The 19,415-nt window shown below is 38.8% G+C and carries 21 protein-coding genes and 5 tRNA genes; 22 read left to right on the forward strand and 4 right to left on the reverse strand.

Annotation, left to right across the window (positions count from 1 at the left end; translation table 11 throughout):
• Window positions 1-10: 10 nt before the first annotated feature.
• The 4 genes from HCG49_RS16080 to HCG49_RS16095 all read right to left on the reverse strand — a co-directional run bounded on the left by HCG49_RS16080 (window position 11) and on the right by HCG49_RS16095 (window position 3,387).
• Complete coding sequence (locus HCG49_RS16080) at window positions 11-1,408, reverse strand: anthranilate synthase component I family protein (protein ID WP_168470553.1); 1,398 nt, start codon at window positions 1,406-1,408, stop codon at window positions 11-13.
• Between the two features lie 276 nt (window positions 1,409-1,684).
• Complete coding sequence (locus tag HCG49_RS16085; protein WP_168470554.1) at window positions 1,685-2,263, reverse strand: YceI family protein; 579 nt, start codon at window positions 2,261-2,263, stop codon at window positions 1,685-1,687.
• A gap of 32 nt (window positions 2,264-2,295) precedes the next feature.
• Window positions 2,296-2,928, reverse strand: coding sequence for an NAD(P)H-dependent oxidoreductase (locus HCG49_RS16090; RefSeq protein ID WP_168470555.1), 633 nt, complete (start codon window positions 2,926-2,928; stop codon window positions 2,296-2,298).
• Between the two features lie 12 nt (window positions 2,929-2,940).
• Window positions 2,941-3,387, reverse strand: coding sequence for a MarR family winged helix-turn-helix transcriptional regulator (locus HCG49_RS16095; RefSeq protein ID WP_168470556.1), 447 nt, complete (start codon window positions 3,385-3,387; stop codon window positions 2,941-2,943).
• Window positions 3,388-3,598: 211 nt separating this feature from the next.
• Between HCG49_RS16095 and HCG49_RS16100 the strand changes: the two genes are divergently transcribed.
• From HCG49_RS16100 to rplA, 22 genes are all read left to right on the forward strand, one after another.
• A complete protein-coding gene (locus HCG49_RS16100) occupies window positions 3,599-3,910 on the forward strand; it encodes a rhodanese-like domain-containing protein (protein ID WP_168470557.1) in 312 nt (103 codons plus the stop codon).
• A 119-nt stretch (window positions 3,911-4,029) separates the two neighbouring features.
• A complete protein-coding gene (locus tag HCG49_RS16105; RefSeq protein ID WP_168470558.1) occupies window positions 4,030-5,313 on the forward strand; it encodes a DUF2851 family protein in 1,284 nt (427 codons plus the stop codon).
• A 9-nt stretch (window positions 5,314-5,322) separates the two neighbouring features.
• Window positions 5,323-5,550 (forward strand): PspC domain-containing protein, encoded by a 228-nt coding sequence (locus HCG49_RS16110; protein ID WP_168470559.1) that lies wholly within the window; start codon window positions 5,323-5,325, stop codon window positions 5,548-5,550.
• A gap of 2 nt (window positions 5,551-5,552) precedes the next feature.
• Entirely contained in the window at window positions 5,553-6,557 is a 1,005-nt protein-coding gene (locus HCG49_RS16115; protein ID WP_168470560.1) for a potassium channel family protein, read from the forward strand.
• Window positions 6,558-6,651: 94 nt separating this feature from the next.
• Entirely contained in the window at window positions 6,652-8,715 is a 2,064-nt protein-coding gene (locus HCG49_RS16120) for an amino acid carrier protein (protein ID WP_168470561.1), read from the forward strand.
• 156 nt (window positions 8,716-8,871) lie between these two features.
• Window positions 8,872-10,686, forward strand: a complete 1,815-nt coding sequence (locus HCG49_RS16125) for a sodium:calcium symporter (RefSeq protein ID WP_168470562.1) — start codon at window positions 8,872-8,874, stop codon at window positions 10,684-10,686.
• A complete protein-coding gene (locus HCG49_RS16130) occupies window positions 10,683-10,838 on the forward strand; it encodes a hypothetical protein (RefSeq protein ID WP_168470563.1) in 156 nt (51 codons plus the stop codon). Before HCG49_RS16125 ends, HCG49_RS16130 begins: the two co-directional genes overlap by 4 nt.
• A 3-nt stretch (window positions 10,839-10,841) precedes the next feature.
• Window positions 10,842-11,720 carry a ComEA family DNA-binding protein gene (locus HCG49_RS16135; RefSeq protein ID WP_168470564.1) on the forward strand — a complete coding sequence of 293 codons (879 nt, stop codon included), beginning with the start codon at window positions 10,842-10,844 and terminating at the stop codon, window positions 11,718-11,720.
• Window positions 11,721-11,756: 36 nt separating this feature from the next.
• Window positions 11,757-12,896: an acyl-CoA dehydrogenase family protein gene (locus HCG49_RS16140; protein WP_168470578.1), complete on the forward strand. Its 1,140-nt coding sequence runs from the start codon at window positions 11,757-11,759 to the stop codon at window positions 12,894-12,896.
• A 68-nt stretch (window positions 12,897-12,964) separates the two neighbouring features.
• On the forward strand, window positions 12,965-13,159 hold the full coding sequence (gene rpsU / locus HCG49_RS16145) for a 30S ribosomal protein S21 (protein ID WP_072764674.1): 195 nt from the start codon (window positions 12,965-12,967) through the stop codon (window positions 13,157-13,159).
• 776 nt (window positions 13,160-13,935) lie between these two features.
• A complete protein-coding gene (locus tag HCG49_RS16150) occupies window positions 13,936-14,826 on the forward strand; it encodes a tyrosine-type recombinase/integrase (protein ID WP_168470565.1) in 891 nt (296 codons plus the stop codon).
• A gap of 48 nt (window positions 14,827-14,874) precedes the next feature.
• Window positions 14,875-15,177, forward strand: a complete 303-nt coding sequence (gene hpf, locus HCG49_RS16155; protein WP_072764672.1) for a ribosome hibernation-promoting factor, HPF/YfiA family — start codon at window positions 14,875-14,877, stop codon at window positions 15,175-15,177.
• 96 nt (window positions 15,178-15,273) lie between these two features.
• Window positions 15,274-15,347 (forward strand) — tRNA-Thr (locus tag HCG49_RS16160).
• A 55-nt stretch (window positions 15,348-15,402) separates the two neighbouring features.
• Window positions 15,403-15,484: transfer RNA gene (locus tag HCG49_RS16165), tRNA-Tyr, on the forward strand.
• Between the two features lie 90 nt (window positions 15,485-15,574).
• A tRNA-Gly gene (locus tag HCG49_RS16170) sits at window positions 15,575-15,647 on the forward strand.
• 170 nt (window positions 15,648-15,817) lie between these two features.
• A tRNA-Thr gene (locus HCG49_RS16175) sits at window positions 15,818-15,889 on the forward strand.
• Between the two features lie 54 nt (window positions 15,890-15,943).
• Entirely contained in the window at window positions 15,944-17,131 is a 1,188-nt protein-coding gene (gene tuf / locus HCG49_RS16180; RefSeq protein ID WP_168470566.1) for an elongation factor Tu, read from the forward strand.
• A gap of 60 nt (window positions 17,132-17,191) precedes the next feature.
• Window positions 17,192-17,264: transfer RNA gene (locus HCG49_RS16185), tRNA-Trp, on the forward strand.
• 177 nt (window positions 17,265-17,441) lie between these two features.
• On the forward strand, window positions 17,442-17,630 hold the full coding sequence (gene secE / locus HCG49_RS16190) for a preprotein translocase subunit SecE (protein ID WP_072764670.1): 189 nt from the start codon (window positions 17,442-17,444) through the stop codon (window positions 17,628-17,630).
• A gap of 10 nt (window positions 17,631-17,640) precedes the next feature.
• On the forward strand, window positions 17,641-18,192 hold the full coding sequence (gene nusG / locus HCG49_RS16195) for a transcription termination/antitermination protein NusG (protein ID WP_168470567.1): 552 nt from the start codon (window positions 17,641-17,643) through the stop codon (window positions 18,190-18,192).
• A gap of 74 nt (window positions 18,193-18,266) precedes the next feature.
• Window positions 18,267-18,704, forward strand: coding sequence for a 50S ribosomal protein L11 (gene rplK / locus HCG49_RS16200; RefSeq protein WP_072764668.1), 438 nt, complete (start codon window positions 18,267-18,269; stop codon window positions 18,702-18,704).
• Between the two features lie 20 nt (window positions 18,705-18,724).
• Entirely contained in the window at window positions 18,725-19,414 is a 690-nt protein-coding gene (gene rplA / locus HCG49_RS16205) for a 50S ribosomal protein L1 (RefSeq protein WP_072764667.1), read from the forward strand.
• Window position 19,415: the final 1 nt, after the last annotated feature.

Raw genomic sequence — 19,415 nt, forward strand, 5'->3', positions numbered from 1 at the left:
AATGATCGGATTATAGGGTCTCTGCTATTTCTAAGGCTTTGGTCAAGGCTCCTAATTTGTTATAGGTTTCCTGTAATTCATCGGCGGGGTTAGAAGCAGCAACCAAACCAGCACCGGCCTGATAATGTAATTGATGGTTTTTGCTTAAGAAAGTACGGATCATGATAGCGTGATTAAAATTGCCGTTAAAATCCATAAAACCAATGGCTCCGCCATAATAGCCTCTACTGGTTTTTTCATACTTCTCTATCAATTGCATGGCCATATGCTTGGGAGCACCACTTAATGTTCCGGCAGGGAAGGTGTCTGCCACGACTTTCATGGTAGAGATTTCTTTTTTGATTTTCCCGGAAACTTTTGAAACTAAGTGAATAACATGTGAGAAAAATTGAACTTCCCTGTATTTTTCCACGGCTACCTCACTGCCATTTCTGCTAAGGTCGTTCCTCGCGAGATCTACCAACATAACATGCTCGCTATTTTCCTTGTCATCGGCCCTTAATTGTTTGGCAAGTTCTGCATCCTGCTCATCATTACCGGTTCTTTTAAAAGTACCTGCTATGGGGTGAATCTCGGCCTTGCCTTCCTTTACGATCAATTGGGCTTCTGGGGAACTCCCGAAAATTTTAAAATCGCCATAGTCGAAATAAAACAAATAAGGAGAAGGGTTTATGGAGCGCAAGGCTCTATATACATTGAATTCGTCTCCCTTAAAATCTTGTGAAAATCTTCTAGAGAGTACCAATTGAAAAACATCGCCGCGTTGACAGTGTTTTTTTGCCTGTTCTACTTGCGCTATATACTCCTCGTCTTTAAGGTTAGATTCGGGAAGACCTTCTTTAGAGAAATTATAGGAAGCGAAGGTTTTGGCGCTTAGGATTTGTTGTATTTCTGAAATATTATTTTCGGATTTATAACAATGGGCAAAAATATAGGCCTCGTTCTTAAAGTGGTTGATCGCAATGATATTTTGGTAAACCGCATAATAGATATCCGGAATCTCCAAAGAATCTGGTTTTTTTGAAATTTCTAGGTCTTCATAATAACGCACCGCGTTATAAGACATATACCCAAACAAACCATTGTTGATGAATTTAAAATCGTTGGTGTCCGATTCAAATTTGCGACTGAAATCGTGCAGTATCATTGGAATATTGGTGTCCTTGTCAATGGGGATCTCTTCAGAACTTCCATCAGGAAACTGTTGTACTACCATTTCGTTTTCTACTCTAATCGAAGCAATGGGATTACAGCAGATATATGAAAAGCTATTGTCGTTAGCATGGTAATCGCTACTTTCTAATAGAATACTATTGGGGAACCTGTCCCTTATTTTTAGATATACACTTACAGGGGTAATGGTATCTGCAAGGATTTTTTTGTGGTGAGAATGTAATGGGTACTTCATGTGCTGGTTTTATTCGATGTTATTGCTGTTGATCTGCGATTTTTATTTAAAAAGAAAAAAGGCTTGTCGTGATGACAAGCCTTTTTCTATAGTTTAACTACAAGGGTGCTTTGCTCACGATGTTTGCCGTAAGTTATTCCACCACCAAGTATTTGATATTCTGTTATTCATTGCCTCAAATATAAGAATGAATTCCTTAATAACAAATCAATGTTAGATTATTAAATAAAAAACCCCACAATAGTGAGGTTTAAAACATTCTTATATAAAATGGTCTTAGAAAGCTAAATCTACCACCAAATCAAATTCGTCATAAATTGTTTTGTCTCCTAGGTTATCAAAGAAACTACCAGAACCATATTGTACATTGTACAAAGAACGGTCTACTTTTAAGTTTGCAGAGGCCTTGCTACCGTAAACAGAGATATCGAAGGTCACAGGCTTGGTAATTCCTTTAATGGTTAAATCTCCAGTAACTTTATAGGAGTTTTTTCCGGTTGCTTTTACTTTTTTAAAGACTAGTTTAGAAGTCGGGTTCTTGGTAACACCAAAGAAATCATCAGATTTAAGATGGCCTTCTAATTTTGTTCTATACTCGCCTTCTAAGTCGGTAGCTATTAAAGTAGTCATATCTACTACGAATTCACCTCCGGTAAGTTTGTCGCCATCGAAAATTAAAGCACCTTCTTTTAATGCAATAGTTCCATAATGAGATCCTGTAACCTTGTATCCTTTCCAGGTTACAGTACTCTCAGCGGTTTTAACTTCTTTTTTAACGCCGTCTATCGGTGTTGCTGCTGTTGCTGTAAAACCTGTTACAACGGCCAATACTAAGCTTAAAATACTTTTTTTCATAATGCTGATTTTTAATTTATTTGTGTTTAGGTTTATATTAAGGTAATTAAATTTTCTTTTGATTTTCGTACTTTTTTATAATGTTGGGTCTCGTCTTCCTCAGAGCGGTAGCCTATAGTTGCTAGAACTGCCGTGTTTAGATTTTTGGAGTTTAATCCCAATATATCGTTGAACTCAACAGCATCGAAACCTTCCATGGGACAAGCGTCTATTTTTAAATCTGCGGCGGCGGACAGTAAATTTCCCAAGGCAATGTAGGCTTGCTTTGCAGTCCATGTAGCCTTGTCTTCATCGGACATGGTGACTACTTTAGACTTCATAAAAGTCGCATACCCTTCTAGATTTTCGGACGGAATGCCACGGGTCTCGCTAACATTATTCAAGTGGTCATCTACAAGTTCCTCTCCGAAACTTGTTAGATTGGCAAGAACAACTAAATGAGAAGCCTCGGTAATCTGAGATTGTCCCCAAGCGGCCGGTTGCAATTTCTTTCTAAGGTCTTGGTCTTCTATAATAAGAACCTTGTACGGCTGTAAGCCATAAGAAGACGGACTTAAGGTAATAGCCTCCGTTAATAACTCTAAATCTTCTGAAGGTATTTTTTTAGTAACATCAAATTTTTTGGTGGCATAACGCCAGTTTAAATTGTCTATATATTTACTCATTATATTGTAGAATTAAAATTTGTCTAAAAAGTTGTTTAATAATATGAGGTCTTCGTTTGTAAAGTTTTGTAACAGTTCTTTCTCCGCAGCTTTTATGGCAACGTCCATGTTGGACAAGGCTTCTAGCCCTTCGGGGGTAATGTTTATTTCTACCTTCCTTCTGTTCGATTCACATACAGTACGATGAACAAAACCCTTTAAGATCAATTTATCGACCAACCTTGTCGTGTTGCTCATTTTGGTGACCATACGTTCGTTTAGCGTAGATAAGTTCGCAGGATTCCCTTTTTGGCCCCTTAATATCCTAAGGACATTAAATTGTTGGGGCGAAACATCATGTGGTTTTAAACTATTGATCATAACTTCGTTGATCTTATTTTGAACCAAACTTATATGAATAAGTGTCCTGCCCTCTAAAGGAAGTTGTTTCTCTGTTTTTATTATTTTCTCTACATTCATGTCGATACAATAATTGTATATACAAATGTATGGTTTTTAATTAGATTGTAGGGAGTCTTTTTCGTAATTAACAATTATTTATGAAAAAATGAGGCTAACCATTGTTTTACCAAGTCTTAACAGTAAATTAAAAGTGTGCTTTGATTTATCGCTTAAATATTGGATGTAGTTTTGGAAAAACTTAAATTTGACCTTTAAATTAAAAAAAGTAATGGCAGATTTATCGCAAGAAGAGTGGAGTTCGCAATTAGAGAACGACAATAATGCATTGATATTGGATGTTAGGACCCAGGAGGAAGTAGAGGAAGGATATATTCCTAATTCTATCCATATCGATATTTATTTAGGACAAGAATTTATTGACGAATTAGAGAAACTAGATAAGACGAAAAACTATTATGTGTATTGCAGGTCTGGTAACCGAAGCGGTCAAGCCTGTGCTTTAATGAATCAATTAGGTTTTGAAAACGCCTTTAATTTAGAAGGTGGTTTTATGAACTGGCAGGGAGAAGTAGTAGAGTAGTTATGAAAATATATTTAGAGGTTGCCCCATAAGGCAGCCTCTTTTTATTTTTAGTCGATCAAATAATCTTAATTTCTAGGAAAATGGATCTTGTATAATTTTTTTCCTTAATTTGGATTATGCGCGAAGACCTTTTGCATTTTATATGGAAATATAAAAAACTTCCTTTAGAGGAATTGTATACCTCCAAAAATGAAGAGGTTACCATTATGGATGTCGGCGTTCATAATATGTTATCCGGTCCCGATTTTTTCAATTCAAAAATTGAAATAGGGGGGCAGCTTTGGGCTGGGACTGTAGAGATACATGTAAAATCTTCAGACTGGTACGCACACCACCATGAAGTAGACGATAATTATAACAATGTAATATTGCATGTGGTTTGGGAAGATGACATAGCTGTGTTCAGTAGTAATAATACCGAGATTCCCACACTAGTGCTTAAGGATTATATTTCGTCCAGTATTCTAGGGGCCTATCAAAAATTGTTTCTCACTAAGGGGAATGGTTTTATCAATTGCGAAAAGGAAATAGCCCATATAGAACCTTTTGTTTTTGACAATTGGGTAGAACGCTTGTATTTTGAACGACTAGAGCAAAAATCTTTACAGGTTATGGGGCTATTAGAACAATCTAAGAACGATTGGGAAGCTGTGTTTTTTGCGTTGTTGGCCAAAAGTTTTGGACTGAAAATAAATGGGGATATATTTTTTAGAATCGCAAAAGAAATAGATTTCTCAATAGTGAGAAAGATCCAGAACAACCCTCTTCAATTAGAGGCTCTCTTGTTGGGAAAGGCGGGGTTGTTGTCTGTAGAAACCCAGGGAGAAGAGTACTTGGGCCTGTTAAAAAAGGAGTACCATTATATAGGACTAAAATTTAATATCTTGGAAGAGCCGTTTCAAAAGGCCGAGTTTTTTAAATTAAGGCCACATAATTTTCCCACTATTAGGCTGTCGCAGCTGACGGCGGTGTATGCGAAGCACCAAAATCTATTTAGCAAAATTATAAATGCCTCCCATATAGAGGAGTTTTATAATATTTTTAATGTGTCGGCCAATGCGTATTGGGACAACCATTATACTTTTGGAAAGCTGTCTAAAAAGAGCCCTAAAAGGCTTACGAAACGATTTATAGATTTATTGGTGATCAATACTATCTTGCCGCTTAAACTGTCTTATGCCAAGTATTTGGGGCAAGAAGAAAATGATCAGATCCTTAGAATAATAACAGGAATAAAAGCAGAAAGCAATCATATAGTTTCAAGTTTCCATGGCTTACAAATAACAGTGCCTTCGGCCAAGGAAAGTCAAGGTGTATTGGAGTTATATAATAATTACTGTACAAAAAATAAATGCCTGCAATGTGCGGTTGGCAATCAATTAATGAACCGAAAAGCTTAAATACATCCTATGAGTAATTTTTATAAGTTATTATATTATTTTCAGAAACGTGGTTTTGAGGTGTGTCGTAGAATTGCCGAAAGGTTAGGGATGCGTACTAGAGTAGTCCGCACTACCTTTATCTATCTAACCTTTGTGACCTTGGGATTTGGATTTGCCTTGTATCTGTTCCTTGCTTTTTGGTTAAAAATTAAAGATTTGATATATACCAAAAGGACCTCGGTTTTTGATCTATAAATATGATAAAGCTTTTTCGTTCCAAGATATATTTAGCACTGACGTTATTAGTGCTGGTCTTATTAATTGGCGTTCTTGGATATAGATTTCTTTCTGGTTATACATGGGTAGATGCCTTTTATATGACCATTATCACGGTCACAACGGTTGGTTTTTCCGAAGTAAGGCCCTTGGATGTTTCTTCGAAACTTTTCACCGTATTACTAATCATTTCTAGTGTATTTATTTTTGCCTTCGCGATTTCGGTAATAACAGAGTATATCCTAAGTAAAAACACACTGCAACTTTTAAAGAACAAAAAAGTGAAAAATACTATTGATAGTTTGACCAATCATGTGATTATTTGTGGGTTTGGAAGAAATGGAAACCAAGCAGCAGAAAAGCTACAGGCATATAAAAAACCATTTGTGGTCATTGAAAAGGATAAAGAAGTAATTCTAAAGTACGAGAATGATGTTTTATTTGTCGAAGGCGATGCGAACGAAGATGAGGTATTGATCCAAGCTGGGATAAAAAGGGCTCAATTTCTAATTACGGCTATGCCCGAAGATGCCGATAATCTTTTTGTAGTACTCTCTGCAAAGCAATTAAATAAGAAGCTGTTTGTCATCAGTAGGGCTTCACAGATTACTTCCCAAAAAAAATTGATGTTGGCCGGGGCCGATAAGGTAATTATGCCCGATAAAATTGGGGGCGATCATATGGCCTCCCTGGTGGTGATGCCTAATTTGATCACCTTTATGGACAAACTTTCTACCGAAGGGGAAGACACTACCAACTTGGAGGAAGTTGCCGTAGAAAGTTTTACGGCCAAAATAAATAGTAGTTCCCTGCGCGACCTAGATTTGAGACGCAAAACAGGTTGTACCATTATCGGTTATGTAGAGCCCGATGGCAACTATATTATTAACCCCGAGGCAGATTTGCAATTACATCCAAAAGGGAAAGTAATTGTCCTTGGGAGACCAGAACAAATAAAAAAATTAAATGAAATGTTTAAGATCTAATAACGATCCTTAGAATTAATATTTGAATAGGAGTTATATTATTGTGATATTGTTAAAAAATTTAAATAAAACCAACAAAACCTTAAAATAGATTATGAAGAAATACATGTCATTCGTTTTTTTGCTTTTTTCCATAAGCTTGTTTGCTCAAGAGCTTAAAGTCAAGGAAACTTTATTAAACCCTTCCAATAAGATTAATGACGGAGTCATAAAACTGGAAGTCGAGGGGGGTACGCCGCCCTACCAATATAAATGGAGCAATCAGGCTACCTCCCTTAATTCTAATGAATCGGTAAATTTGGTAGAAGGCTTATCTTATGAAGTCGTAATTTCAGATGCCAGTGGCGCACAGCTTACCAAATCCTATAAGGTGCCGGCCAAAGCAATAACAGAAATATTTAATGGTGCTATGACTCCTGCCGTAAGTGCTATGGGGGCGGTACTGTTTTGGGATCCTTTTGCGGCAATAGGGATATACGATCCTGTTGTCTATGCCGATGTAAAAAGAGTGTCTATCCCTAATTGGTCGCCAGAAGTAGAAGATAAATATACGCTTAAGGAATGGTTGCGACCAGAGGGTAGTAAAGTGAAAAAAGGGGAAGCTATCGCTGTTATTGAAAACAAGAGCGGTACCACGGAGACTATTTTGGCACCCGTTAATGGCGGATTACAATATTTGGTCAAGGAAGGTGGCGTCATTTATAATTCCGAAAACATGGAACATGTTATAGAACAAGGCGCAAATTTTTTGGCCGCTATATCTTATGATGAACCAGTAGCTATAACACATCCTAACGGAGACCCTCAGGAAAAGGCTATTCCATTTATCGTTATTTGGTTAGTGGTAGGGGCTTTGTTTTTTACCTTAAGAATGGGCTTTATCAATATAAGGGGCTTTAGACACGCTTTAGAATTGGCCAAAGGAAAATACGACGATCCGGATGCACCGGGACAGGTGACCCATTTTCAGGCGTTGGCAACAGCCGTGTCGGGGACCGTCGGACTCGGGAATATTGCCGGAGTTGGTGTTGCGGTTTCCCTAGGGGGGGCTGGGGCAACCTTTTGGATGATCGTATGTGGCTTGTTAGGAATGTCTTCGAAATTTGTGGAGTGTACCCTAGGGGTTAAATATAGGGATATCCTTCCCGATGGTAGGGTCTTTGGCGGACCTATGAATTACTTGCGTTATGGGCTCGAAAAAAGAAACTTGAAAGGATTGGGTAAAGTGTTAGCCAGCTTATTTGCCGTGTTGGCAGTAGGAGCATCCTTTGGAGGCGGGAATATGTTTCAGGCAAACCAATCCTTTGAACAGCTGTCCGGCCAGTTTCCGGTATTGGAAGGAAACGGATTTTGGTTTGGGGTCATTACAGCTATTCTTGTAGGCGTGGTAATTATTGGTGGTATCAATAGTATCGCACAGGTTACCGGAAGAGTGGTGCCCGTAATGGCTTCTATTTATATTTTAGCGGCCATGGCCGTAATTATTATTAATATTGAAAATATAGGGCCTGCATTTTCCGCTATCGTAGACGGTGCTTTTAGTCCAAGTGCTATTAAAGGTGGCGTAATAGGAGTGTTAATCGTAGGGTTTCAAAGGGCAGCCTTCTCTAATGAAGCAGGGGTAGGATCGGCTGCAATTGCCCATAGTACCGCCAAAACAAATCACCCGCCATCAGAAGGGTTTGTTGCCTTGTTAGAACCTTTTATAGATACGGTCGTGGTTTGTACCCTAACGGCCCTGGTGCTTATCTTTACAGGAATGCACGAGGTAGACGGATTGGCCGGAGCACAATTGACTTCAGATGCCTTTGGTAGTGTCATCTCTTGGTTCCCATATGTGTTGGCATTAGCAGTGTTCTTGTTTGCATTTTCTACCATGATCTCTTGGTCGTATTACGGCATGAGAGCTTGGACCTATCTTTTTGGGAAAAGCAAAAAAACAGAGTTTGTATATAAAATGCTGTTCTTGGTCTTTGTTGTTATAGGGGCCTCTGTAAGCTTGGGTGCCGTATTGGATTTTTCGGATATGATGATTTTAGCCATGGCTTTTCCTAATATAATCGGACTTTATATTATGTCCGGAGAAGTAAAAGTGGACTTAGAAGATTATTGGACGAAACTGAAAGCTAATCAGCTGTTTAAAAAGCAAAAAGTTTAGAGAGTTTTCGTTAAGAATTATGTAAAGAATTCCGCTTATCATTGTGTTAAAAGCAACGGTGATAAGCGGAATTCTTATTTTATTGTGTGTTGTCTATCCAAATTTTACGATCTTGCGAAACTTTTATTAAATAGTTATAATCAGTAGAATTTAAGAATGGCAAAATCAGCAGAATCATGGGGCTCGCGTTTGGGACTCATATTGGCAATGGCGGGTAATGCGGTAGGTTTAGGGAATTTTTTGCGATTTCCTGTACAGGCTGTTGAAAATGGAGGTGGAGCATTTATTATTCCATATCTGGTATGTTTCTTGTTAATGGGAATCCCATTGCTTTTTATCGAATGGTCTTCTGGCCGATACGGTGGTAAGTTTGGAAACCATAGTACTCCTTATATTTTGGATACTATGATTAAAGGTAGGGTCTTTAAATATATTGGGGTCTTCGGGATCTTTACCAATTTGGCTATTGTGGCCTATTATGCCTATATAGAATCGTGGACCTTGTCCTATGTGTACCATTCCCTAAGGGGGACTTTTGAAGGGATGTCCCAAGGTGAAGTAGCCGGATTTTTTAATTCTTATGTCGATGTTACCCGTAGTTCTACGGGAATCCCATACGAAGCGATTGTTTTTTATGTCCTCTGTCTTGCCTTTAACACCTATATTTTGTCAAAGGGGATCAAAGGGGTAGAGAAAGTAGCTAAAATAGGAATGCCGTTATTGATATTATTTGGCGTTGTTCTGGCAATAAGAGGGTATACCTTGGGTGATAGTGGGGCTTCGGCGCTTTTTCCAGATGCCAACGCTTGGGATGGACTGAACTTTTTATGGACTCCGCAATATGATTCTTTATTGAATCCGAAGGTGTGGTTGGCTGCTGCAGGTCAAATATTCTTTACGCTCTCCGTAGGTATGGGTACCATTCATTGCTATGCCTCTTATGTTAAAAGCAAGGACGATATTGCTCTTAATTCGGTGTCTGCCGGATTTATGAACGGATTTGTAGAGGTGGTATTGGGTAGTGCTATCGTTATTCCAATTGCGGCCGGATATTTAGGCTTGGACTGGGTAATTAACAATGCCGGTTTTGGAATGGCTTTTCAAACAATGCCTTATTTGTTTCAACAATGGGGGCCTATATTGGCCGCTGTAGGCGGAGTTATGTGGTTTGGCCTTTTGTTCTTTTCAGGGATTACCAGTTCCTTGGCCATGGGGACTCCTTGGTTAGGATTTATGAGAGATGAGTTTGGATGGAGTACCAATAAGGGGGCTTGGTCTTTTGGAGCTTTAGCCCTGATTATGGGATTGCCGACAGTATTCTTTTTCCAAAAAGGAGTATTCGATGATTACGATTATTGGGCCGGTACCGTGAGTTTGGTGTTCTTTGCGTTTTTTGAAGTAATTACCTATTCCTGGGTTTTTGGTATGAATAAAGGATGGGCAGAAATTAATTCAGGGGCCGATATTAAAGTGCCGCTAGTATACAAGTATGTCATAAAGTTTGTGACCCCGGTATTGCTAGGTTGGGTGTTCTTGGCAAGTTTGCCCAGTATGCTCGATAAAATAACACATCAGGATACCTTTAATAGAGATTCCTTTGCGGAGGTTTATTATGCCGAAAATTTCGATAGGTCAGGAAATGCCATAGGAACCGTAGAGGAGGTGAATCCGCAATACATCAAGTTTTCTTTCGAAAATACACGTAAACGATATGATAAGGAGAATCAAGTATCCTTGGACGAAAAGTTTGTAGATTATAAAGAGTACCGTTTCGAGGAAGATCAGAAAACGATCGTTAGGGTAGGGGATCAAATAAAACCTGGCGCACAAATTGCGACAGGATCTTTTGTAAATGATGTATTTTATAAAAACATCGGTAGAGTTATGTTAGTGGTGTTGTTTTTATTTATTTCATTATTAGTATATTTAGCATTCAATAAACGAAGAAAAGAAGGGAGGGCAACATTATGAATTCATCAGCATTAATAATAATGTTATTGGCACAAGGGACCATGATATTTTTGGCAGGATATTTTTTTTATAGGGTATTGACTACCCCGCCAAAACAAGAGCCCGATTCCTACTCCGAGAATGACGATGTTGCAAACAGACAAAAAGAGTAGGTTTTGAATAAGAAGCTAGGTAAATCCCATTTCAGTTTTAATAGACAAGAACGAAGTGGGATTTTCTTTTTGCTTTTTATCATAGTGTTTATTCAGCTCCTTTATTTCTTTGCGAAGGCATATTATGTGCCAATTGACAAGCACAGCCTACAGGTAGATCATGAAGTTCAGTTGCAGTTAGAGGAACTAAAGAAACAGGCCGCCCTGCAGGACACCATAAAACCTTTTCCGTTTAATCCTAATTTTATCACAGATTATAAAGGCTATGCCTTAGGGATGACACCTGTTGAGATTGATAGGTTGCACCGTTTTAGGGAAAAGGGGCGCTTTGTAAACTCGGCTATAGAATTTCAAGAGCTGACCTTAATTTCAGATTCTTTGTTAAAGGAGATAGCTCCTTTTTTTAAGTTTCCTAAATGGACACAAGAGTCAAGAGGCAAACCAATTAAAAAGAAAACTAAAGTGGTTGCTTCGTCCTATTCTTATCAGGATATAAATTTGGCCAGTCCGGACGATCTTAGATTGATAAAAGGAGTGGGGGAGGTGCTGTCTCAGCGCATTGTTAAGTTTAGGGATAGATTGGGTGGTTTTATAACGGAAGAACAACTGTACCACGTGTATGGCTTGGAGAGGCAAGTGGTGAAAAAAATCCTAGAAAAGTATAAGGTGCTTAGTACTCCAGAAGTGCAAAAAATTAATATTAACAGTGCTACTGCCAGTGATATAGCAAAATTAGTGTACATTAACAAAGTCCTTGCAAAGGAAATTGTACGGTATAGGGAAGAGAACAGATTAATTCATTCATTTGATGAATTAACGAAAATAGAAAATTTTCCAACCGAAAAAATAGCGGTAATTCAATTATATTTGGCGTTAAAATAAAAAACTTATTCAATGAACTTGAACTCAGGTGCGGAAATGAATTTTGATTATTCAGAAACTTTGGAATTGGTAGCTTCTTCTGCCAGGGAATTCGCAGAACAATATATTAGACCACATGTCATGGAATGGGACGAGGCGCAAACCTTTCCTGTAGAAGTTTTTAAAAAAGCGGGAGAACTGGGCTTTATGGGGGTGTTGGTACCGCAAGAGCTAGGGGGTTCCGATCTGGGGTATCACGAATATATTAAAGTAATTGAGGAGATTTCCATCGTAGATCCTTCTATAGGGCTTTCTATCGCTGCACATAATTCTTTATGTACCAACCATATTTTGTCTTTTGGAAACGAAGCGCAGAAAAAGAAATGGATCCCTAAGTTGGCCACGGCCGAATGGATAGGGGCCTGGGGGTTAACGGAACACAATACCGGTTCCGATGCGGCCGGTATGAGCACTACAGCTGTAAAAGATGGAGATTCCTGGGTAATCAATGGGGCAAAAAACTTTATAACCCATGGTAAAAGTGGGGATATAGCAGTTGTAATTGTCCGCACGGGAGAGAAAGGTGATAGCCATGGTATGACAGCTTTTGTGATTGAAAAGGGTACGCCAGGTTTTAGCAGTGGGAAAAAAGAGAATAAACTTGGGATGAGGGCCAGTGAAACGGCAGAATTGGTTTTCGATAACTGTCGAGTGCCCGATGCCAACCGATTAGGAGAAGTAGGAGATGGTTTTATACAGTCCATGAAAATATTGGACGGAGGTAGGATCTCTATCGGCGCTTTGTCTTTGGGGATTGCCAAAGGTGCCTATGAGGCCGCTTTAAAATATTCCAAGGAAAGAGTGCAATTTGGGAAGCCAATAAGCAAGTTTCAGGCTATTTCCTTTAAGTTGGCCGATATGGCAACAGAAATAGAAGCTTCCGAATTATTGTTGCACAAGGCTGCCTTTCTGAAAAATGAAGGGCGCAACGTAACCAAATTAGGGGCTATGGCAAAAATGTACGCTTCCGAGGTTTGTGTGAGAGTTGCTAACGAAGCGGTACAGATTCACGGTGGCTATGGTTATACCAAAGACTTTCCTGTAGAGAAGTTTTACAGGGATTCTAAACTGTGTACCATAGGCGAGGGGACAACCGAAATCCAGAAAATCGTCATTGCAAGAAATATTTTAAAATAATTATTTGATTTCTAGTATTAATCTTTATATTTGCAGCCTTAATCATAAAAGAGAGGAGGTTATCGCCCATGTTAATTATACCAATAAAAGAAGGAGAGAATATCGATAGAGCTTTAAAGCGTTTCAAGCGTAAGTTCGACAAAACAGGTACAATGCGTCAGTTAAGAAGTCGTCAGCAGTTTAATAAGCCATCTGTGCTTAATAGAGCTAAGATTCAAAAAGCTGCCTATATTCAAGGACTAAGAGATCAAGAAGAAATCTAGATTTTAAAGTTTCTTAAAATAATTTATAAGACCGTCTAAATGCAAGTTTAGACGGTCTTGTTGTTTTTAGGCCTTTTCGGTGCTTGCGTCGTCCTGGTATTTGGGCGTAGGACTTTGGGTGTGGTCGGTGCAATGGCTGGTAAAAGTGTTGCCGCCCTAATTGGTTAAGGTTGGCGGGGGTGTTTTATATGGGCGTTCCCCTAGCGGGTCGCTCTTTCCGCTGTATCTTTTTTAGCCGGCCAGGCCAACTAAAAAAGGATGTCGCTGCAATAGCTAACGCTTTTCTTTGATAAGCAATTAGCAGTATTCAATCCATAAATATACTTTCTGTACTTCCCTGATTAGCGTTGACCGTTTTTAGACATTTGATAATTGCCAACTTGTTATTGTTAATCGAAACTGCGTTAGGGATGGCGGCGGCATCCCCGCAGCAGCGCAAGGGATATAGCCAACAGCCCGCCCGACGAAGGAGGGAACGCCCAAATTATCTTGATAAAAGCTACCGGGAATAGGAACGGCTTAGTATTAAATGCTAAAGTCCTTACTTTTTTTAATGGCATATGCTATTTTTTTGGCGTTCATAGAGGGCTTGTTTTTATATTGAAAAAGATGGGGGTCAAAAAGTTAGGGAGCAAGAGGGTTGTAATCTTGTTTTTGTAAGGGGGAATTAATTTGTAGTTGTTGATTATTACTGTTGTAAAAGTGCTGTTTTCTGCATATTGTTTCTTAATTTTATAAGGTTACCTATTTATTATATTCACCTTGTAGCTTCCGATATGGCTGTCGATTCCTTTATAAATTATTTGTCCCTGGAGAAGAACTACTCTCCGCATACCTCTGTAGCTTACGAAAAAGATCTAGAAGAATTTAAGGGGTTTTGTAAGGAGGAGTTGGAATTGGAAGATATAGCTTCTGTTTCGTATAATATTATAAGGAATTGGATTGTTGCTTTGGTAGATTCCGGGGTTTCTAATAGAACCGTTAACCGTAAAATTGCCTCCTTGAAAGCGTATTATAAATTTCTTTTGGGAATTGGAGCGATCGATGTGAATCCTTTGGCGAAGCACAGGTCGTTAAAAACGGATAAAAAAGTTGAGATTCCGTTTTCCGAAGCAGAAATGGTAAAGGTGTTTTCTGAGCTTTCCTTCGAGGATACTTTTGCGGGAAAAAGGGACAGGTTGATTATAGAGCTTTTTTATGTTACCGGAATTAGGAGGGCGGAACTGATAAGTCTTAGTTTGCAAAATCTGGATTTAGGGGCCAATACCATTAAGGTAATAGGGAAAAGAAATAAAGAGAGGGTGATTCCGATTTTGGAAATTACCAAAGACTTGTTTTTGGAGTATTTGGAGGTGCGTTCCCAATTGCCGTTGATCGCGGATGCGGAATATGTTTTTCTTACCAATAAGGGAGATAAAATGTACGATACCCTTGTGTATAGAATAATAAATAAGTATTTTAGTTTAGTGTCCTCTAAGGTGAAAAAAAGCCCACATATTTTAAGGCATACTTTTGCAACACATTTGCTTAATAACGGGGCAGAGTTAAATGCTGTAAAAGAATTATTGGGACATGCGAGTTTGGCTTCCACACAAGTGTATACCCATAATAATATATCGGAATTAAAGAAGGTGCATTCCAATGCTCATCCAAGGAGCAAGGAATAGCGCTAGAGAGAACAGTTTTATTGTATAACAAAATTAACACTTCATTCTATGAAAGTAAATGCACAATCAGTAAATTTCACGGCAAACGAACAATTAATAGGCTTTATCCAGACAAGGTTAGATAAGATGGAGCTCTTTTATGATAAGGTAATAAGTTCGGATGTGTATCTTAAGGTAGAGAACACCAGTGCCAAGGAGAACAAAATAGTGGAAATTAAAGTCCTTGTTCCCAAGGATAGTTTCATTGTAAAAAAACAGTGTAAGTCTTTTGAGGAGGCTATTGATATGGCTTGCAGTTCTTTAGAGCGTAAATTGGTAAAGCGAAAAGAAAAAATGCGTCTAAATGCGTAAAAAAAATCAAAAATATTTTGCAGAACTGAAAAAACCTTCTACATTTGCACACCGTTAGCAATAGCGGTCTTCTTTTGAAGAGAAAGAAGAGCAAAAGCCGATGTAGCTCAGCTGGCTAGAGCAGCTGATTTGTAATCAGCAGGTCGTGGGTTCGAGTCCCTCTATCGGCTCAAAAATTAAAAGAAGGTCTTCGGATTTTCAACGTTCTTTAAAATTTTAAGTGTTGGGGAGATACTCAAGCGGCCAACGAGGGCAGACTGTAAATCTGCTGACTACGTCTTCGCAGGTTCGAATCCTGCTCTCCCCACAACGAATCGAAAGATTTGAGTACGAAAGTACAGCGAAATAATTTTTGAAATATTGAATATAATTTTTAGGTTTGCCTGGAAATTAAATTGCGGGAGTAGCTCAGTTGGTAGAGCGTCAGCCTTCCAAGCTGAATGTCGCCGGTTCGAACCCGGTCTCCCGCTCTATTTTAAAAACAAAAGGCTCCTTCGTATGGGGCTTTATGTGATTATATTTGAAAGGGCTTGGCGTCGTCGTCGGGTTTTTTGCGCGACCAAAAAGTTTTTGGTCTGAAATTTTTGATCTTTGAGTAAGTGCTTATAAGTATAAGTCTCTCGGGTGTTAAGAGAAAAATGCCGGTGTAGCTCAGGGGTAGAGCGTTTCCTTGGTAAGGAAGAGGTCATGAGTTCAAATCTCATCATTGGCTCAATTAAGGCATAATTTGTACACTAATATAAACTAAGAATTAAATTTAACAAACATGGCAAAGGCAACATTTGATCGTTCCAAACCGCATTTAAATATAGGTACTATTGGACACGTGGATCACGGTAAAACTACATTGACTGCTGCGATTACTACGGTATTGGCTAACGCAGGTCTTTCTGAATTGAGAAGTTTTGACTCTATTGATAACGCTCCAGAAGAAAAAGAAAGAGGTATTACAATTAATACATCTCACGTAGAGTATTCTACTGCGAATCGTCACTATGCACACGTAGATTGTCCAGGTCACGCGGATTACGTTAAGAACATGGTTACTGGTGCTGCTCAAATGGACGGTGCGATTTTAGTTGTTGCTGCTACAGATGGTCCTATGCCACAAACTCGTGAGCACATCCTTTTAGGTCGTCAGGTTGGTATTCCAAGAATCGTTGTTTTCTTGAACAAAGTTGACATGGTTGATGATGAGGAGTTGTTAGAGTTAGTAGAGATGGAAGTAAGAGAATTGCTTTCTTTCTATGAGTATGATGGTGACAATGGTCCTGTTATTTCTGGTTCTGCTTTAGGTGCATTGAATGGTGAGCAAAAATGGGTTGATACAGTTATGTCTTTGATGGAAGCTGTTGATAGCTGGATTGAATTGCCACAGAGAGATGTTGATAAGAACTTCTTGATGCCTGTTGAAGATGTATTTACAATTACTGGTCGTGGAACTGTTGCTACAGGTCGTATCGAAACAGGAGTTGCTAACACTGGAGATCCAGTAGAGATCATCGGTATGGGTGCTGAGAAATTGACTTCAACTATTACAGGGGTAGAGATGTTCCGTAAGATATTGGATAGAGGTGAAGCTGGTGATAACGTAGGTCTTCTTTTGAGAGGTATTGATAAGACTCAGATCAAAAGAGGTATGGTAATCTGTAAGCCAGGTTCTGTGAAGCCACACGCTAAATTCGAAGCTGAGGTTTATATCCTTAAAAAAGAAGAAGGTGGACGTCACACTCCATTCCACAATAACTACCGTCCTCAGTTCTACGTAAGAACAACTGATGTTACTGGTACTATTAACCTTCCTGAAGGAGTAGAGATGGTTATGCCAGGTGATAACCTTACTATTATTGTAGATCTATTGTCTCCAATCGCTTTAAATGAAGGTTTGCGTTTCGCAATCCGTGAAGGTGGTAGAACAGTAGGTGCTGGTCAGGTAACTAAGATTATAGACTAATATTGAATATATTACATGAAGGGTGTCTTGCTCTTGTGAGACACCTTTCCATGTAAATATACGGGCGTAGCTCAGTTGGTAGAGCACTGGTCTCCAAAACCAGGTGTCGGGAGTTCGAGTCTCTCCGCCCGTGCAAAACAAGATTGGTCAGTAGGTCGATTATAATGTTTTAAAGAAATTTTAGAAATAGGGCCCGTAAATTTTAAGCTGATACGCTAAAATATACGTGCCCTATAATAGAAAGATAAGGTTATGAGTTTGTTCTAATCTGAGTCTTTCATTTTTGGTTAAAATAAAAATATTTCGCGACATGTTAACATATATAAAGGAATCTATAGACGAACTTAAGAATAACGTGACTTTGCCTCCGAGAGAGGAATCTACCAATCTTATGGTGGTAGTTGCGGTATTTTCTATTATCTTTGCGCTTGCAACTTGGGGTGTTGATACTTTGTTGGGAGAATTAATACTGTTGTATTTTAATAGCATAATAAATTAAGAAGTGCCTTATGTCGGAAGTGTTGGATAAGAAGTGGTATGTTGTAAGGGCAGTTAGCGGTCAAGAAAATAAAATCAAAGGTTATATAGAGGCTGAAGTTGCTAGACTTGGTTTCGAAGATTATTTGGAAGAAGTATTGGTGCCTACTGAAAAGGTTGTTCAGATAAGAAACGGGAAGAAGATAAACAAAGAACGTGTTTATTTCCCTGGTTATATCATGATCAAAGCAAACCTTGGAGGGGAGATGGTGCATATTGTTCGTTCTATTACTAATGTAATCGGGTTTTTAGGGGAGACTAAAGGAGGAGATCCTGTGCCTTTAAGAAGATCGGAAGTGAATAGAATGCTCGGAAAAGTAGATGAGTTGGCGGTGAAGACCGACAGCGTGGCGATTCCGTTTGCGTTCGGCGAAACTGTTAAGGTTATCGACGGACCATTTAATGGCTTCAACGGGACCGTTGAAAAGATTAATGAAGAAAAGCGTAAGCTTGAGGTAATGGTGAAGATCTTCGGAAGAAAAACACCGTTAGAGTTAAGTTATATGCAGGTAGAGAAGATTTAACAAGAACTGTTACATATATAGTTAAAAAGTGTTGTTGCTTCCAAAACAAACACACTTTAAATTCAATTTAAACAATGGCAAAAGAAGTAAGTAAAGTAGTTAAACTACAAGTTAGGGGAGGTGCTGCGAATCCATCGCCACCGGTCGGACCCGCTTTAGGTGCTGCCGGGGTCAACATTATGGAGTTCTGTAAGCAGTTTAATGCTCGTACGCAGGACAAAGCTGGTAAAGTTTTACCAGTAGCGATCACGGTTTATAAAGACAAATCATTTGAATTTGTTGTAAAGACACCGCCGGCGGCAGTTCAATTAATGGAAGCGGCTAAGATTAAAAAAGGATCTGGCGAGCCTAACAGAAACAAAGTGGCAAGTGTATCTTGGGATCAGATCAAGTTAATTGCCGAGGACAAAATGGTAGATCTAAATGCTTTTACGGTTGAATCCGCTATGAGTATGGTAGCTGGTACAGCTAGATCTATGGGTTTAAAAGTTTCAGGTAATAGACCTTTTTAAAATCTTAAAAGCAATTTAGAATGGCAAAATTAACAAAAAAGCAAAAGGAAGCGCACGGTAAAATAGATAAGAATAAAAACTATTCTATTTTAGAAGCTTCTGCTTTAGTGAAAGAAATAACCAATGCAAATTTTGATGCCTCTGTTGATATCGCGGTACGTTTGGGTGTAGATCCAAGAAAAGCGAATCAAATGGTGCGTGGAGTTGTTACCCTTCCTCACGGAACTGGTAAGGACGTAAAAGTATTGGCATTGGTAACTCCAGATAAAGCAGCCGAAGCTACTGAAGCAGGTGCTGACTATGTAGGGTTGGATGAGTACTTGGAAAAAATAAAAAGCGGTTGGACAGATGTTGATGTGATCATCACTATGCCTAGCGTAATGGGTAAATTAGGACCTTTGGGTAGAATTTTAGGACCAAGAGGTTTGATGCCTAATCCAAAGACCGGTACCGTTACTATGGATGTTGCGAAAGCAGTAACAGAAGTAAAAGCTGGTAAGATTGATTTTAAGGTGGATAAGACAGGTATCGTACATGCAGGAATCGGGAAAGTTTCTTTCTCTGCTGAGCAAATCTCAGAAAATGCAAAAGAGCTGTTAGAAACATTGGTAAAATTAAAGCCAACAGCGGCTAAAGGTGTATATGTAAAAACGATTTACATGTCCAGTACAATGAGTCCTAGTGTTGCATTAGATCCAAAAGTAGTTTAAC

It is taken from the genome of Arenibacter sp. 6A1, assembly GCF_012272855.1.
Lineage (GTDB): Bacteria > Bacteroidota > Bacteroidia > Flavobacteriales > Flavobacteriaceae > Arenibacter.

Excerpts from the sequence above, each read along its gene's own strand:
- HCG49_RS16080 (WP_168470553.1), bottom strand. The coding sequence starts at position 1,408 with ATGAAGTACCCATTACATTCTCACCACAAAAAAATCCTTGCAGATACC.
- HCG49_RS16085 (WP_168470554.1), bottom strand. The coding sequence starts at position 2,263 with ATGAAAAAAAGTATTTTAAGCTTAGTATTGGCCGTTGTAACAGGTTTT.
- HCG49_RS16090 (WP_168470555.1), bottom strand. The coding sequence starts at position 2,928 with ATGAGTAAATATATAGACAATTTAAACTGGCGTTATGCCACCAAAAAA.
- HCG49_RS16095 (WP_168470556.1), bottom strand. The coding sequence starts at position 3,387 with ATGAATGTAGAGAAAATAATAAAAACAGAGAAACAACTTCCTTTAGAG.
- HCG49_RS16100 (WP_168470557.1), top strand. The coding sequence starts at position 3,599 with ATGGCAGATTTATCGCAAGAAGAGTGGAGTTCGCAATTAGAGAACGAC.
- HCG49_RS16105 (WP_168470558.1), top strand. The coding sequence starts at position 4,030 with ATGCGCGAAGACCTTTTGCATTTTATATGGAAATATAAAAAACTTCCT.
- HCG49_RS16110 (WP_168470559.1), top strand. The coding sequence starts at position 5,323 with ATGAGTAATTTTTATAAGTTATTATATTATTTTCAGAAACGTGGTTTT.
- HCG49_RS16115 (WP_168470560.1), top strand. The coding sequence starts at position 5,553 with ATGATAAAGCTTTTTCGTTCCAAGATATATTTAGCACTGACGTTATTA.
- HCG49_RS16120 (WP_168470561.1), top strand. The coding sequence starts at position 6,652 with ATGAAGAAATACATGTCATTCGTTTTTTTGCTTTTTTCCATAAGCTTG.
- HCG49_RS16125 (WP_168470562.1), top strand. The coding sequence starts at position 8,872 with ATGGCAAAATCAGCAGAATCATGGGGCTCGCGTTTGGGACTCATATTG.
- HCG49_RS16130 (WP_168470563.1), top strand. The coding sequence starts at position 10,683 with ATGAATTCATCAGCATTAATAATAATGTTATTGGCACAAGGGACCATG.
- HCG49_RS16140 (WP_168470578.1), top strand. The coding sequence starts at position 11,757 with ATGAATTTTGATTATTCAGAAACTTTGGAATTGGTAGCTTCTTCTGCC.
- rpsU (WP_072764674.1), top strand. The coding sequence starts at position 12,965 with ATGTTAATTATACCAATAAAAGAAGGAGAGAATATCGATAGAGCTTTA.
- HCG49_RS16150 (WP_168470565.1), top strand. The coding sequence starts at position 13,936 with ATGGCTGTCGATTCCTTTATAAATTATTTGTCCCTGGAGAAGAACTAC.
- hpf (WP_072764672.1), top strand. The coding sequence starts at position 14,875 with ATGAAAGTAAATGCACAATCAGTAAATTTCACGGCAAACGAACAATTA.
- tuf (WP_168470566.1), top strand. The coding sequence starts at position 15,944 with ATGGCAAAGGCAACATTTGATCGTTCCAAACCGCATTTAAATATAGGT.
- secE (WP_072764670.1), top strand. The coding sequence starts at position 17,442 with ATGTTAACATATATAAAGGAATCTATAGACGAACTTAAGAATAACGTG.
- nusG (WP_168470567.1), top strand. The coding sequence starts at position 17,641 with ATGTCGGAAGTGTTGGATAAGAAGTGGTATGTTGTAAGGGCAGTTAGC.
- rplK (WP_072764668.1), top strand. The coding sequence starts at position 18,267 with ATGGCAAAAGAAGTAAGTAAAGTAGTTAAACTACAAGTTAGGGGAGGT.
- rplA (WP_072764667.1), top strand. The coding sequence starts at position 18,725 with ATGGCAAAATTAACAAAAAAGCAAAAGGAAGCGCACGGTAAAATAGAT.